Annotated in this window: 8 protein-coding genes and 1 pseudogene; 3 read left to right on the top strand and 6 right to left on the bottom strand. The window is 60.8% G+C overall.

All coding sequences use genetic code 11. The features are described 5' to 3' along the window. Nucleotides 1–55 precede the first annotated feature (55 nt). Both der and OKC31_RS00170 read left to right on the top strand, forming a co-directional pair. The gene (gene der / locus OKC31_RS00175; RefSeq protein ID WP_270655882.1) at nt 56–1,552 is read left to right on the top strand and encodes a ribosome biogenesis GTPase Der; all 1,497 of its coding nucleotides are present in this window, start codon (nt 56–58) and stop codon (nt 1,550–1,552) included. Nucleotides 1,553–1,676: 124 nt separating this feature from the next. Next, a complete protein-coding gene (locus OKC31_RS00170; protein WP_139442116.1) occupies nt 1,677–1,901 on the top strand; it encodes a zinc ribbon domain-containing protein in 225 nt (74 codons plus the stop codon). Between the two features lie 372 nt (nt 1,902–2,273). Here OKC31_RS00170 and mltF read toward each other — a convergent pair whose 3' ends face one another. Next, nucleotides 2,274–3,758: a membrane-bound lytic murein transglycosylase MltF gene (mltF, locus tag OKC31_RS00165; RefSeq protein WP_005344877.1), complete on the bottom strand. Its 1,485-nt coding sequence runs from the start codon at nt 3,756–3,758 to the stop codon at nt 2,274–2,276. 149 nt (nt 3,759–3,907) lie between these two features. On the opposite strand from mltF, the gene purL reads away from it, so the two are divergent. Beyond that, a complete protein-coding gene (gene purL, locus OKC31_RS00160; protein ID WP_270655881.1) occupies nt 3,908–7,831 on the top strand; it encodes a phosphoribosylformylglycinamidine synthase in 3,924 nt (1,307 codons plus the stop codon). Nucleotides 7,832–7,895: 64 nt separating this feature from the next. Here purL and OKC31_RS00155 read toward each other — a convergent pair whose 3' ends face one another. The 5 genes and pseudogenes from OKC31_RS00155 to nuoM all read right to left on the bottom strand — a co-directional run bounded on the left by OKC31_RS00155 (nt 7,896) and on the right by nuoM (nt 15,269). After that, nucleotides 7,896–9,440 (bottom strand): HD domain-containing phosphohydrolase, encoded by a 1,545-nt coding sequence (locus OKC31_RS00155; RefSeq protein WP_270655878.1) that lies wholly within the window; start codon nt 9,438–9,440, stop codon nt 7,896–7,898. A 1-nt stretch (nt 9,441) separates the two neighbouring features. After that, a pseudogene (locus OKC31_RS00145) lies at nt 9,442–10,899 on the bottom strand (HD domain-containing phosphohydrolase). Beyond that, on the bottom strand, nt 10,896–12,032 hold the full coding sequence (locus tag OKC31_RS00140; protein WP_270655873.1) for an FIST C-terminal domain-containing protein: 1,137 nt from the start codon (nt 12,030–12,032) through the stop codon (nt 10,896–10,898). Before OKC31_RS00140 ends, OKC31_RS00145 begins: the two are co-directional and overlap by 4 nt. A gap of 232 nt (nt 12,033–12,264) precedes the next feature. Next, nucleotides 12,265–13,728 (bottom strand): NADH-quinone oxidoreductase subunit NuoN, encoded by a 1,464-nt coding sequence (gene nuoN, locus OKC31_RS00135; protein ID WP_075115877.1) that lies wholly within the window; start codon nt 13,726–13,728, stop codon nt 12,265–12,267. Further along, nucleotides 13,725–15,269, bottom strand: a complete 1,545-nt coding sequence (nuoM, locus tag OKC31_RS00130) for an NADH-quinone oxidoreductase subunit M (protein WP_270655871.1) — start codon at nt 15,267–15,269, stop codon at nt 13,725–13,727. The genes nuoN and nuoM overlap by 4 nt, the downstream gene beginning before the upstream one ends. Nucleotides 15,270–15,328 lie beyond the last annotated feature (59 nt).

Below are 15,328 nucleotides of genomic sequence, written 5' to 3'. Positions count from 1 at the left end.
TCCGGCTCCTGGTCTTCGGACCCGGAGCCTTTGTCGTCTTGAGAATGAGGCTTTTATGACTCCTGTAGTAGCCCTGGTGGGCCGCCCCAACGTGGGGAAATCCACCCTGTTTAACCGCTTGACCCGTACTCGGGATGCCCTGGTTGCCGATTTTCCCGGTCTGACCCGGGACCGTAAATACGGTCAGGCGAAGTTGGGCGAGCTGGAATTTATCGTGGTCGATACCGGTGGTATCGATGGCACCGAAGAGGGGATCGAGCTGAAGATGGCCGAGCAATCCCTGCTGGCCATCGAAGAAGCGGACGTCGTGCTGTTCATGGTGGATGCCCGTGCCGGTCTGACCGCGGCGGATCAAGCCATCGCCGAGCACTTGCGCAAGGCCCACAAAAAGGTATTTCTGGTGGCCAACAAGACCGATGGTATCGACGGTGATTCCGCGGTCTCCGAGTTCTACGGTCTGGCGCTGGGTGACGTCTACCAGATCGCGGCCGCCCACGGTCGTGGCGTGCTGAGCCTGCTGGAACTGGCCCTGGCTCCCCATCTGGAGACCCTGGTCGACTCCGCTACCGATGAAGATGCGCAGGATGAGGAAGAGGAGGACTTCGACGAAGAAGCCCTGCTGCGCATGGTGGCTGCCGGTGAACTCGATACCAAAGAGGACACCAAGGAGACCCCGTTCGCCGACCTGCCTATCAAGTTCGCCATCGTTGGTCGTCCCAACGTCGGTAAATCTACCCTGACCAACCGTATGCTGGGTGAAGATCGGGTCATCGTCTATGACATGCCCGGCACCACCCGTGACTCCGTTTACATTCCGATGGAGCGTGACGAGCAGAAGTATGTGGTCATCGACACCGCCGGTGTGCGTCGTCGTGGCAAGGTGCACGAGACGGTGGAGAAGTTCTCCGTTATCAAGACCCTGAAAGCCATCGAAGATGCCAACGTCTGCCTGCTGGTGATCGACGCCCAGGAGACCATCACCGATCAGGACTTGAGCATCCTTGGCTATGTGCTCCACGCCGGTCGCTCCGTGGTGCTGGTGGTGAACAAGTGGGATGGTCTGGATCAGAAGGTGAAAGAGGATGTGAAGAACGAGCTGGATCGTCGCTTGGGCTTCATCGACTTCGCTCGCGTCCACTTCATCTCCGCCCTGCACGGCAGCGGTGTCGGCCATCTGTTTGAATCCATTCAGGAGGCTTACCAGTCCGCCACCCGTCGTACCAGCACGGCCATGCTGACCCGCATCATGCAGATGGCGCAGGAAGATCACCAGCCGCCGATGGTCAATGGTCGCCGCGTCAAGCTCAAGTATGCCCACGCCGGTGGCTACAACCCGCCGCGCATCGTGATCCACGGCAACCAGCTGAACGACTTGCCGGACTCCTACAAGCGGTATCTGATCAACTACTTCCGCAAGTCCCTCAAGATCATGGGTTCGCCGATCCGGGTCGAGTTCCAGGAGTCGGTCAACCCGTTTGAAGGCAAGAAGAACACCATGACCCTGAGTCAGGAACGTCAGCGCAAACGCCTGCTGAAAATGAAGAAGAAATAAGTCCTTGCGGCTGCCCTCACCGGCAGCCGCTTTGTTATCCTCGCCATGTTTAGGTGAGGAATAAGGGGAGGGGGATCTGCCATGGAGCCAGACCATGGCAGATCCACTTTTCGAGGAGTTGATTATGGAAGCCCTGCTTTGCCCGTCATGCCAGGCTGAACTGGATACCCGCAGCAAGGAGCAAACCTGTGGCCAGTGCCAGGCTAACGTTCACGTTACGGCCATCTGCCCCACCTGCCAACAGGAGCTGGAGCGTCTCAAGGCGTGCGGCGCGGTGGATTACTTCTGCAACCACTGTAACTCGCTGATCTCCAAGCGGACGGTGCAGTTCAAGGCTGCGCTGGTGTAAGACGATATTCAGGTTAGAAAGAAGATAAAAAACCCGGCTAATGCCGGGTTTATGCTGTGTGCTCTGCAATAAGCAGGGTATAGGATCGATTTCTGCGCCACAGATTGCGCTTGATGTCATTAAGCTTGAGTTTGCGTCTGGGGCTCCAGCTGCACTTCGCTTTTCTGACCAGACTGATTTTTCTACGTTTTTGCATCTTGGTCTCCTCCCAACTCAGGTGGCCATCCCGGCCTTGGGTCATTGATGGAGCCCATCCGAAATTGCTGTTATTTAATCTCTCAACATAATGAAAACATTGCGATTTCGGATAGGCTCCGATGTGAATCGATGGTAACAGAGAAGTTTGCGTGAAAACAGCCGAATAATGGCTGGTTAGCGCATGGTGATTTGATTGACCACTTCGGCGATGGCGGTGGGGCGCTCGGCCAGCTCGGGCTCGCTGTCGTTGTCGAGACTCTCCCGCTGATGTGCCTTCTGCTGCTCGTTGTCGAGCCAGAGCAGACTCTGGTAATACTGGCGCACGTTGTTGACATAGTTGCGCGCCTCGCTGCCACGGGCATAGCCGTAACGTACCTTGCGGTGCCAGCGCGCTTGCTGCAGCAGCGGCAGCACCTCTTTCACGTCGCTCCAGGCGTCAGGATTCTTGCCGAGCTCTTTGGTCAGGCGGCGGGCGTCCATCATGTGGCCGTAACCGATGTTGTAGGCGGTGAGGGCAAACCACACCTTCTCGTCATCGGGCACAGAATCCGGCACCTTCTCCATCATCTGTTGCAGATAGAGGGAGCCACCTTTGATGCTCTCTTCCGGATGAAGCCGGTCGTTGACTCCCATCGCCTTGGCGGTGGGCTCGGTCAGCATCATCATGCCGCGCACGCCGGTGTAGGAGCGGGCCTGCGGGTCCCAGTGGGACTCCTGATAGCTGATGGCGGCGAGCAGACGCCAGTCGATATTCTTGGCGTGAGTCTGGAACAGCGGCTGGTACTTGGGCAGCAGGCTCTTGGCGCGCTTGAGGAAGGTGCGGGTATCGACAAAGTCGAAGTTCTGCACGTGGCCGAAGTACTTCTCGTCCAGCTTGGCGATGGCACCATCCATAAAGCGCTGACCGAAGAAGTCGATCACGCTGGCATAGAGGCTGTCATCGGGCAGCTTGCTCATGGCCCAGGCAACGGTTTGCTTCTGGGCCAGGGTCAGCCCCTCGGTGAGCTCCGGGTAGTAGCGCTGGGTACGGGCCAGCACGGTATCCTGCACCACCGTGTAGTCAATCTTGCCATCCACCACCTGTTTGAGCAGCTCCTCCACATCGGCGTTGTCGCTGGTGCTCCAGGCTAGTTTCGGATTTTCTTTGCTCATCTCTTTGAGCAGATCTTCACCGGTGGAGCCGGCGGCCACCACCAGCTTGCCCTTGATATCGTTCAATGAGGCAGGCTTGGGTTTGCCGTTGCGGTAGACCAGTTTGGGAGAGACCTGGTAGAAGCCCGGGCCGAAGCGAAACAGCTCGCGCCGTTCGGGGGTGACCATGATGGCGGCAGCCGCCAGATCGAGTTTGCCCTTTTTCAGCAGGGTGACCAGTTGGTCAGTGGTGTCGACCGGGATGATGGTGAGTTTCACCCCCAACCAGTCGGCATAATTTTGCGCCAGCTCGTAATCGAACCCCTGGGCGAGGTCGTCACGCTGGTAATAGGAGGTGGGACCATAGATGGTGCCAACCCGGATCTCGCCTCGCTGGCGGATCTGCTCCAGCTGGCTGGAGGGGCTATAGAAGTCGCAGCCAACCAGTGTCAGCGTCAACAACAGCCCGATAAACAGTCGAAAAATGCAGCGCAAGTAGGTGAGTACCTTTGTTGAAAAAATCGGCATTTGTCAAAAAAGAGGCACCTTTATACCAGAGAGTGTGCGCAGAGTCACACTGCACGAAGTGAGAAAAACGTTTGTCCGCTGTGAGCCAGATCCCTATAATACGCGCGTCTCAATTCCCCCCCACTTTAAAACTTGGTGAGAAAGGTCATATGGATATCTTGCGTGGTGCCCCAGCACTGTCTGATTTTCGTGTCCAAAAACTGCTGCAACGCTTCGCACAGATGAGAAACGAGAGTGGAGTAGAGAGCGGAGTAGAGATAGAGGATGTCTATGCCGAGTATGTGCACTTTGCCGAGCTGACAAGCCCCCTCTCTCCCCCCGAGCGAGCGACCTTGGGCCAGCTCTTGCGCTACGGCCCGACTATCCCCGAACACACCCCCAGCGGTCAGCTGTTTCTTGTTACCCCCCGCCCCGGCACTATCTCCCCCTGGTCTTCCAAAGCAACCGACATCGCCCACAACTGCGGCCTGAAACAGGTCAAGCGGCTGGAGCGGGGTATTGCCTATTACCTGACCATCAAGGGGCAGGGTGAGCTGAGTGCCGCCCAGCGCAGCGCCATTGCCGCCGTGCTCCATGATCGGATGATGGAAGTGGTGTTTGCCGAGATGAGCGAAGCTGCCGCCTTGTTTGCTCACCACGAGCCGCGCCCCTTCACCCAGGTGGATGTGCTGTGCGGTGGTCGCGCAGCCCTGGCCGAAGCCAACGTGGCGCTCGGTCTGGCGCTGGCCGACGACGAAATCGACTATCTGGTGGAGAACTTCACCAAGTTGGGTCGCAACCCCAACGACATCGAGCTCTACATGTTCGCCCAGGCGAACTCCGAACACTGCCGTCACAAGATCTTCAATGCCGACTGGACCATCGATGGCGAGCAGCAGCCCAAGTCGCTGTTCAAGATGATCAAGAACACCTTCGAGCAGACGCCGGATCATGTCCTCTCTGCCTATAAAGACAATGCCGCCGTGATGGAAGGGAGCCAGGGGGGCCGCTTCTTCCCGAGCCCGGCCAACGGCGAATACCAGTATCACCAGGAACAGGTCGACATCCTGATGAAGGTGGAGACCCACAACCACCCGACCGCGATCTCCCCGTTCCCGGGGGCAGCCACCGGCTCCGGCGGCGAAATCCGCGACGAGGGAGCCACCGGTCGCGGTGCCAAGCCCAAGGCGGGTCTGGTCGGTTTCTCCGTCTCCAACCTGCGCATTCCCGGCTTCGAGCAGCCCTGGGAGCAGGATTTCGGCAAGCCGAGCCGTATCGTCAGTGCCTTCGACATCATGCAGGAGGGGCCGCTCGGCGGCGCCGCGTTTAACAACGAGTTCGGCCGTCCGGCCATTCTCGGCTACTTCCGTACCTTCGAAGAGGAGGTGCCGAGCCACAACGGCGTCGAGGTGCGTGGCTACCACAAGCCCATCATGCTGGCGGGCGGCATCGGCAACATCCGCACCGAGCATGTCCAGAAAGGGGATATCCCGGTTGGCGCGGCGCTGATCGTGCTGGGCGGCCCGGCGATGAACATCGGTCTGGGCGGTGGTGCCGCATCCTCCATGGCCTCCGGCCAGTCAGCCGAAGATCTCGACTTTGCCTCGGTGCAGCGTGATAACCCCGAGATGGAGCGCCGTTGCCAGGAGGTGATCGATCGCTGCTGGCAGCTGGGTGACGACAACCCTATCGTCTTTATCCACGACGTGGGGGCGGGTGGTCTCTCCAACGCCATGCCGGAGCTGGTCAACGACGGTGAGCGTGGCGGTCGTTTCGATCTGCGCGCCATCCAGAGCGACGAGCCGGGCATGAGCCCGCTGGAGATCTGGTGCAACGAATCCCAGGAGCGTTACGTGCTGGCGGTAGCGCAGGACAAGCTGCCGCTGTTCAAGGCGCTGTGCGAGCGCGAGCGCGCACCCTATGCCGTCATCGGCACCGCGACCGAAGAGAAGCATCTGACCCTCTCTGACAGCCACTTTGACAATCAGCCCATCGATCTGCCGCTGGATGTGCTGCTGGGTAAGGCGCCCAAGATGCACCGCGACGTGGTGACCCTGCCAGCACAGGGCAAAGCGCTCCAGCTCGATGGCATCACTTTGAGTGATGCGGCCGAGCGGGTTCTGCGTCTGCCGACCGTGGCGGAGAAGTCCTTCCTTATCACCATCGGCGATCGCAGCGTGACCGGTCTGGTCAATCGCGACCAGATGGTTGGTCCCTGGCAGATCCCGGTGGCCGATTGCGCCGTCACCGCGGCCACCTACGACAGCTATCACGGCGAAGCCATGTCGATGGGCGAGCGTACTCCGGTGGCGCTGCTCTCCCACGCTGCCTCTGCCCGCATGGCGGTAGCGGAAGCGCTCACCAACCTGGCGCCAACCCACATCGGGTCGCTGAAGCGGGTCAAGCTTTCCGCCAACTGGATGGCCGCTGCCGGTCACCCGGGGGAAGATGCCGGTCTCTATGAGGCGGTCAAGGCGGTGGGCGAGGAGCTCTGCCCGGCCCTTGGCATCACCATTCCGGTGGGCAAGGACTCCATGTCCATGAAGACCCGCTGGCAGCAGGATGGCAAGGAGCACAGCGTCACCTCGCCGCTCTCCCTGCTCATCTCCGCCTTTGCCCGGGTCGAGGATGTGCGAAACACGGTTACTCCGCAACTGCGTATCGATCTCGGTGAAACCGACCTTATCCTCGTCGACCTTGGCAATGGCAAGCAGCGCCTCGGCGCCTCGGCGCTGGCGCAGGTCTATCGCCAGCTGGGTGACAAGGCGCCGGATCTCGACAATCCGGTCCAGCTCAAGGGCTTCTTCAACGCCATTCAGGCGCTGGTGGCCGATCGCAAACTGATCGCCTACCACGACCGCTCCGACGGTGGCCTCTTCGTCACCCTGACCGAGATGGCGTTTGCCGGTCACTGCGGCCTCGACATCCAGCTCGATCGCATCGGCGGCGAGCTGCTACCTGCGCTGTTCAACGAAGAGCTGGGCGCCGTCATTCAGGTGCGTCGTGAAGATAAAGAGGCGGTGATGACCCTGCTGGCCGGTCACGGTCTGGCAGCCTGCTCCCATGTGCTCGGTACCGTGCGCGAAGGGGATCTCATCACCTTGCAGCGGGGCGGTCAGGAGGTCTATCGTGCCAGCCGTACCGCTCTTCGCACCATCTGGGGCGAGACCAGCTGGCAGATGCAGCGCCTGCGCGACAACCCGGCGTGCGCCGACAGTGAGCACGCGGCCCGTCAGGACGCCACCGATCCGGGTCTGCATGCCAAGCTGACTTACAACCCGTCCGAGGATGTGGCAGCCCCTTACATTGCCCGCGGGGTCTCCCCCCGTCTGGCCGTGCTGCGCGAGCAGGGGGTCAACTCCCATGTGGAGATGGCGGCGGCGTTCGATCGTGCCGGTTTCGCGGCAGTGGACGTGCACATGAGCGACATTCTCTCCGGTCGCATCAAGCTGGAGGAGTTCCAGACCCTGGTGGCCTGTGGCGGCTTCTCCTACGGTGACGTGTTGGGGGCCGGTGAAGGCTGGGCCAAGTCCATCCTGTTCAATGACAACGCCCGCGAGCAGTTCCAGCGCTTCTTCGAGCGTGGCGATACCCTCTCTCTGGGTGTCTGCAACGGTTGCCAGATGATGTCCAACCTGCGGGATCTCATCCCGGGCGCCGATCTGTGGCCGCGCTTTGTGCGCAACCGCTCCGAGCGCTTCGAGGCGCGCTTCAGCCTGGTGGAAGTGCAGGAGTCCCCGTCGGCCTTCTTCGCCGGCATGGCAGGCTCGGTGATGCCGATTGCCGTTTCCCACGGGGAAGGGCGTGTCGAGGTGCGTGATGCCGCTCACCTGAACGCACTGCAGCAGAGCGGTCTGGTAGGGCTGCGCTTTGTCGATAACCGCGGCAGCGTGACCGAACAGTACCCGGCCAACCCGAATGGCTCACCGAACGGTATCACCGCCGTGACCACTACCGATGGCCGTGCCACCATCATGATGCCGCACCCGGAGCGGGTGTTCCGCACCGTGGCCAACTCCTGGCACCCCGACAACTGGGGCGAGGACGGCGCCTGGATGCGGATGTTCCGCAACGCACGGGTTCGTCTGGGTTAATAGAGACAGCACCAGCGCATAAAAACAGAAACCGGCCAATTGGCCGGTTTTTTTATCCGTGTCGTTACTGCTTGCCGAGCGGTTGGGGGATAAAGTCTCCCCGGTCGAGGATCCTCAGACAGGCATCCACCACATCCTCATCGAGCTGATGGCCGCGCATCTGGATGATCTGCTCCCTGGCCTGGGGAATGCCGAGGGCGGCGCGATAGGGGCGGTCCGAGGACATGGATTCGACGATATCGGCAACGGTGAGGATGCGGGCCTCCAGCAGGATCTCATCCCCCTTGAGTCCCAGCGGATAGCCGGAGCCATCGAGATACTCGTGGTGCTGGTGGATCATCCGGGCGATGGGCCAGGGGAAGTCGATATCCTTGAGCACCAGATAGCCGATGGCGGGGTGCTCCTTGACCAGCTCGAACTCCAGCGGCGTGAGGCGTTCCGGTTTGGTGAGAATTTCGGCCGGTACCTGGATCTTGCCGATATCGTGCACCATGGCGCCCAGATAGATCCCCCGCAGCCGCTTCTCTTCCAGCCTGAGCTCCCGGCCGATGGCTTGGGCCAGCTTGGCCACATGTTTCTGATGGCCAGCGGTATAGGGATCGCGCTGCTCCAGCACGGCGGCGATGGCACCCAGCGCATCTTCCAGTGCCAGCTCCAGCTGGCGGGCATGGAAGATCTTCTCCTGTTGCGAGCGCAGATAAGCCTGCTGGGTATGGCGCGCCTGCAGGCCATAGGTGAGGTAGTCGGTCAGCTGGATGAAGAGCTGCTCCTCCTCCTGGCTGAACAACCGCGGCTGGTCGCTGTGAATGATCAGCGCACCGGCCTGATCCTCCTGCAGTGGCAAGGGGATAAGCAGGCGGGAGCGCAACGGGTGGCGGCCGGTATGGGGCCGCTCGTGGAAGATCACCTGATTGAGGCGCCGCTGGTGGAGGATGGCCTGGGTGAGGGCCTCATCGTTCAACCACAGCGTTTGTTCCGAGGCATCGGCACTGCCTGCCTGCGCCACGATCCTCGGCGGGTGGGCGAGTTCGGGCTGGCCTTGCAGCACTGCCACCAGCGGAAAACGGTCATCGACGGCGATGGCATCGCAGATATCCTGCAGCAGTTGCGGCTCATCGCCCGGTTTGAGCAGGGCGTGGTGGGCGCGGCTGATCGCCTGCTGGGTCCAGCTGTACTGTTGCAGTTTCTCCTGCTGCCACTTCTGCTCGGTAATGTCTTCGAAGAAGACGCCGACCCCCACGATGACCCCCGCCTCATCACGCAGGGGAAACTTGGTGGTGCTGAGCCAGCGGGCTTCTCCCCCCTTCAGATAGGGCTCTTCGATGTGCTGGTGTATCCCCTCGCGCATGACTCGGGCGTCATCCTCCCGATAGCGCTGTACCAGTTCGGGGGGAAAAAAGTCGCAGTCATTCTTGCCCACCAGTGCCTCTGGGGATAGGGCGAGATCCGCCGCCAGCAGGCGGTTGCCCGCAATGTAGCTGAATCGGGTGTCTTTGAGCAGCACCCGATAGGGAAGCTGATCCATCACCTGGGTCAGCAACAGCGCCGAGGAGGGGAGCGCATCGGTCAGTGGGTGGGGGAGTGCACAGGAGGTGAGGAGTTCGGACATCTTATCCCGCCTTGTCTGCAAGTTGACTGATGGGAGGGCCGAAGTGGTAGCCGGTCTGCCAGAGCACGATACAGCTGTTGACCACTTTTTCATCGTAATGGATCCCGGCATAGCGGGTCAGTTCGGCAAAGGCATCACTCAGGGGCATGGCCCGGCGGAATGGGCGATGGGAGGTCATGGCGATCAGCGAGTCGGCCACCCGGATAATGCGCGCCTCCAGGGTAATGGCGTTGCCCGCCAGCCCCTGCGGATAGCCGCTGCCATCGAGGTTTTCGTGGTGCTGCAGCACTATGGTGGCGATGGGCCAGGGGAAGTCGATCTGTTTGAGAATATCGTGGCCGGCCTGGGGGTGCTGCTTGATCAGTTAGAACTCCACCGGCCGCAATTCACGGGGGCGAGTGATGATCTCGGTGGGGATCTGCAGCAGGCCAATATTGTGCACCATGGCCGCCAGTCCCAGCGCATCCAGCCGCTCTTGCCGCAGTTGCATGGCCTGCCCGATGGCCAGTGCCAAATCGCGCACCCTCAGCTCATGGCCCGCACTGTTGCGATCCTTGTGGCTGATGGCGCTGGCGAGGGCACTGATGGTCTGGAACAGCAGGTCACGCTGGTGGCGCTCGCTCTCCTTGAGGCGGGTGATGTCGACCAGGGTGCCGATGATGCCGGCAACCATCCCCTGATGGTCATAGAAGAGATCCTTGAAACAGATGACCTGATAGCGCATGCCATTGCGGTCATGCAACTGCTGTTCGATGCACTGGGGCTGGCGACTTCGCAGCAACTCGGCTTCCCGCATGCTGTAGGCCTCGGCAAGCCCGACTGGCAGCAGCTCCTCGACCCGTCGACCCAGCAGCGCCTCCTTGCCGATGCCGATCACCTGATTGAAGGCCTGGTTGCAGCCCAGAAATCGCCCTTCGATATCTTTGTAGAACACCGGGATCGGGATGGCCTTGAGCAGGGATTCGTTGAAGTGTTTCAGATCCTTCAGTTCGGCCTGCTGACGCAGGGCGAGCAGCTCGCTGTCCTTGCAGAGGGAAATGGCGCGGGCCAGGTTGCCGAGCACCGGGCTGAACAGATGGCAGACCGGTACGATCTGCTGATGTGGCTGGGGGGCGAGCAGCAAGATGAGATAACCCCCTTCAACCTTGAGCCGATAGGCAAACTGGTAGGGGCGGCTGCCCGGCAGGGGGAGCGTCTGTTGCAGCAGGCAGTGCTCCTCCTCGCTGACCCACCCAGGCAGGCTCAGGGTGGTGCCGGTGTGCTGGCGCAGCTGCTCGTCGCCGATCACCTTGAGCAGCTTGTATCCCTCCCGTTGTTGCTGCAATACCGCGCCAACTGGCGTGGCGCAGTGATGCATGAAGCGTTGCAGTACCTTGGTGAGCAGCGCATCCAGCGTGACTTCACGCCCGATGCAGAGCGCCAGATCGCAGACGATGGCCATGGCGTGGTCGTTGTTCATATCAATGCCCCGTTACAGAGAATGGCGCCGTTATGAAATTGGGGGTAATCCCCGTGGCGCACGCTGCCAATTTCCCCAAGGGAGAGGGCTCCTGCCAGATCGCCGGCCCCCGAGTGGGTCAGCAGGGTGCGCAGCTCGGTCACCGTCTGCTGGTCGAAGTGCAGCTGGCGTCCTGCGCAGTAGTAGACCTCCAGCAAGTGTGCCCGGGTGAGGGTTTGTTGCTGGTTGAGGCGCCTGGCCAGTGAGCAGGCATGTTCGGTGGCACTCTCTGGTGCCTTCAGCAGAGTGAGGATGCTGTGCTCCGCTACCTCGCCGGCGCAGAGCAGGGCGCCGTCATCGTTTGCCTCGACGGGGATCCTGACAATCACATCCCCGTTGGCCCGCAGCAGGCCCAGTGGCATGTGCACCACGAAACGGTAGAGCTCCTCGCGCACCAAAGTGTGCTGGAATTGCTGGCGGATCAGCCCCTGATATTTTTGAAAGGCCGGTTGCCAATCGATGTAGGCAATCTTGTTCGCTTCACTGCTGGTGGCCAGCATCGGTTGGGCCGAGAGTTGGTAACCATGTTCCAGAAAGGGAAAGCTGTTGCTGGGCAGCAGCGTGCAGTTGACCCCGTAGGCAAGTTGCCGTTGATTGTCGAACAGGCAGGCAAGGGGGGTGAAGCTGCCGCTGCCTGCATTGGCGCCGGCATAGTTGACGCGATTGGCCAGCTGCACATAAAGCGCATCCAGAATGGAGGCGATATTGGGAATGAGGTTGTCGAAGGTCAGAAACAGGGTTGGTGGCGGCGAAGGGGTTGGCCAGGTGGCCAGCATGTTCTCCACCTGTTCCGCAATCCGGTGGGCAAGGGATACTGCGCTGGCCTGCGGTGTCAGGGGCAGCAGTGTGGCGTGATAGGGGTTGGCTCTGGGCAGTAGCCAGGCCCCTTGCGGCAACAATCCTTGCGCACCGATCAGCTGGGGGAAAATGGCGCCATCCAGGACGATGTTGAAGTCGCGGCACAACTGCTGCAACAGGGGAACCTGTGCGCAATCCTGTTCGGCCAGCAGTATGGTCAGCTTGCCTCCTTGCAAGGGTGCCAGCGTGGCGGCCAGTTCTGTCGGGTTAAATTGGCAAACGTAGTGTTGCTTCATCAATCTGAACTCCATTCCAGAATATAACCAATATATCAATAAGGAATTCAAGAGGGTATGAGGATCTCGCCCGGTTCTGGTTGTATGGCAAAAACCATGATGGGTATCACCCTCGCTGACTGATCTGTCATTTGCTGGCCTGTGGAGTGCGCGATGCTGTTGTTACGCAAATAGAAAACCGGCAGCCAAGGCTGCCGGTTTTGCGGGTAATGAGGGGTAGCGACGGTAAAGGTTACTGCAAGACCACGTGCTGGAACCCTTGTACCAGGCTGATGACCGGCTGGGGATAGAGCCCCAGCAACACTACCAGCACTGCAGAGAGCAGCACCACCACACCACCGGAAGAGAGCGCCCAGTCGGCGCTGGCATCGCGCTGCTGCATACCCGGTTCGCGCAGATAGAGGGTCACCATCACCTTGAGGTAGTAGTAGAGACCCAGTGCGCTGCCGAGCACGATGGCACCGGAGAGCCACCAGAGCTGCGCCTCGACGGTGACGCCGATGAGGTAGAACTTGCCGATAAAGCCGAGGGTCATCGGGATGCCCGCGAGTGACAACATCATCACCGTCAGTACGGCAGTCAGATAGGGGCGCTTCCAGAACAGACCGCGATAGCTGTGCAGGGAGTCGGCATCCTTGCCGCGATAGGGACTCGACATCATGCTCACCACCCCAAAGGCACCCAGGCTGGTGAACAGATACATCAGCAGGTAGACCCCGGCTGCTTCCACCGGCATCTGGCCGAATCGGCTCGCCACGATCACCGCCAGCAGGTAACCGAAGTGGGAGATGGAGGAGTAACCCAGCATCCGTTTGACGTTGGTCTGCACCAGGGCCAGCAGGTTGCCGACCAGAATGGATATGACCGCCATGGCTGCCAGCAGCCAGTGGATCATGGGATCGCTCGCCGCCGGTACCGCCAGATAGAAGCGCAGCAGCACGGCAAAGACCGCCACCTTGCTGACGGTGGCGAGGAAGGTGGCGACCGGTGCCGGGGCACCTTCGTAGACATCCGGGGTCCAGAGGTGGAAGGGGGCCAGCGACAATTTAAAGGCAAAGCCGACCAGCATTAACCCCAAACCGCCCATCAGCAGCGGGTGGTGAGCCGGGCTCTCGGCCAGGGTCTGCCCCAGGGCAGCAAAGCTCAGGCTGCCTGCCTGTGCATAGAGCAGCGCCATGCCAAACAGCAGGAAGGCGGTGGCGGCGGCAGAGAGCACCATGTATTTCACCGCGGCTTCCAGCGAGTGGCGCTCGCGGTAGGCGTAACCCACCAGACCGAACATCGGCAGGGTCAGCATCTCGATCCCGATAAAGAGAGAGGCGAGGTGACGGGAGCAGGCCAGCACCAGACCACCTGCGGTGGCGATCAGCAGCAGCAGGAAGAACTCCTCCCGGTTATCCGGATAGGCTTTCAGCCACGACTGGCCGAAGGTACAGGTGGCCAGGGCGCCGATCAGTACCAGCCCCATGTAGAAGACGGCGTAACTGTCCACTTGCAGCAGCGGGGTGACGCCCTGATCCCCTTGCGCCATCACGATGGGCAGCGAGAACAGAGCAAGGTTGAGGCCAACAATGGTCACGGTAAAGGCGGTGGTGACACAGCGGCGCCAGGCGATGGCCAGCATCAGGGCAGCCATGGCCCCGGTGGTCAACAGCAGGGGAAGCAGTGCCAGCAGTTGGGAAGCGGAGAAAGTCATTGCAGGGCTCCAGCAGTCGGCAGCAGATACCAGTGCAGCACGTTGATAAGGCTGCTGCTGGCGGTGTCAATCACGGGTTGGGGATAGAGGCCAAGCAGAACCAGCAGGCCCGCGATCACCATCATCATGGTCAGCTCGCGGCGATCCAGTCCCTTGAGCATGCTCTCATCCTTGGCGGGGCCAAAGCAGGCGCGCTGCAACATGATAAGGGAGTAGACCGAGGCCAGCACCAGACCGAAGGTGGCAACTGCCGTGATAACCGGGGCAACCTGGAAGCTGCCGACCAGGATCAGGAACTCGCCGACAAAGTTGCCGGTGCCCGGCATGCCGAGCGACGCTACCGAGAAGAACAGCATCACGCCGGGCAAATAGCGCAGGCGTCCCCACAGGCCGCCCATCTGGCGCAGATCCCGGGTGTGCAACCGCTCGTAGAGCTGACCGCAGAGGATAAAGAGGCCGGCAGCGGAGAGACCGTGGGCGATCATCTGCACCACGGCGCCCTGCAGGGCCAGCTCGCTACCCGAGTAGATGGCGATCATCACAAAGCCCATGTGGGAGATGCTGGTGTAGGCTACCAGCCGTTTGATGTCGGTCTGGGCAAAGGCCACGATGGCACCGTAGACGATCCCGATCAGGCCAAGCACCATGGCGTAGGGAGCAAACTCGGCGGATGCTTCGGGGAAGAGCGGCAAGGCAAAGCGCAGCAGACCGTAGGCGGCGGTTTTCAGCAAAATACCGGCGAGATCCACCGAACCTGCGGTCGGCGCCTGACTGTGGGCATCCGGCAGCCAGCCGTGCAGCGGTACCAGCGGCATCTTGACCGCGAAGGCGATAAAGAATCCCAGCATCAGCAGCCACTGAACGCCCTTGCTCATCGGTGTATTGAGCAGCTCCAGATAGTTGAAGGTGAAGACTCCGGTGGCATGCTGGTGGGTCAGCACCAGCCCGATGATGGCCACCAGCATGATAAGGCCGCTCACCTGGGTGTAGATGAAGAACTTGGTCGCGGCGTTGATCCGTGATTTGCCGTCAGTGACCGAGTGGCCCCAGAGCGCAATCAGGAAGTACATGGGGACCAGCATCATCTCCCAGAAAAAGAAGAAGAGAAACAGGTCCAGCGCCATAAAGACCCCGAGCACGCCGCCCAGGATCCAGAGCAGGTTGAGGTGGAAGAAGCCGATGCGCAGCACGATCTCTTTCCACGAACAGAGAATGGCCAGCACCCCGATAAAGCAGGTGAGGATCACCATCAAGAGCGACAGGCCATCCACAGCCAGATGCAAAGAGATGCCGAAGCGGGGGATCCACGGCAGGCGCCACTCGGCGGCCCAGGCGGAGGCAGCACCGGAGACGCCCGCGCTGTCGAGGCCCGTGGTGGCAAGGGAGAAGTCTCCACTTAGCCAGATGGCACAGGAGAGCAGCAGGCTGGCGCTCATGGAGAGCAGGGCTACCCAGCGGACAAACTGCCCGCCGAGACGCTCCATCTGCCAGCAGAGCAAGCCGCCGATAAAAGGAATTAGCAAGATCCAGAGTAAGGTCACGTTATCAGCTCTCGTTCAAGTTCATATGAGATTGCGCTCCCTGTTCCATCAGGGAGAGC

It is taken from the genome of Aeromonas sp. Y293-4, assembly GCF_027705905.1.
Classification (GTDB): Bacteria; Pseudomonadota; Gammaproteobacteria; order Enterobacterales; family Aeromonadaceae; genus Aeromonas; species Aeromonas veronii.
The sequence above is the reverse complement of the archived record's forward strand: the minus strand, read 5'-3'. Positions and strand labels throughout refer to the sequence as shown.

Coding starts and splice junctions, on each gene's coding strand:
- der (WP_270655882.1), top strand. CDS start 56: ATGACTCCTGTAGTAGCCCTGGTGGGCCGCCCCAACGTGGGGAAATCC.
- OKC31_RS00170 (WP_139442116.1), top strand. CDS start 1,677: ATGGAAGCCCTGCTTTGCCCGTCATGCCAGGCTGAACTGGATACCCGC.
- mltF (WP_005344877.1), bottom strand. CDS start 3,758: ATGCCGATTTTTTCAACAAAGGTACTCACCTACTTGCGCTGCATTTTT.
- purL (WP_270655881.1), top strand. CDS start 3,908: ATGGATATCTTGCGTGGTGCCCCAGCACTGTCTGATTTTCGTGTCCAA.
- OKC31_RS00155 (WP_270655878.1), bottom strand. CDS start 9,440: ATGTCCGAACTCCTCACCTCCTGTGCACTCCCCCACCCACTGACCGAT.
- OKC31_RS00140 (WP_270655873.1), bottom strand. CDS start 12,032: ATGAAGCAACACTACGTTTGCCAATTTAACCCGACAGAACTGGCCGCC.
- nuoN (WP_075115877.1), bottom strand. CDS start 13,728: ATGACTTTCTCCGCTTCCCAACTGCTGGCACTGCTTCCCCTGCTGTTG.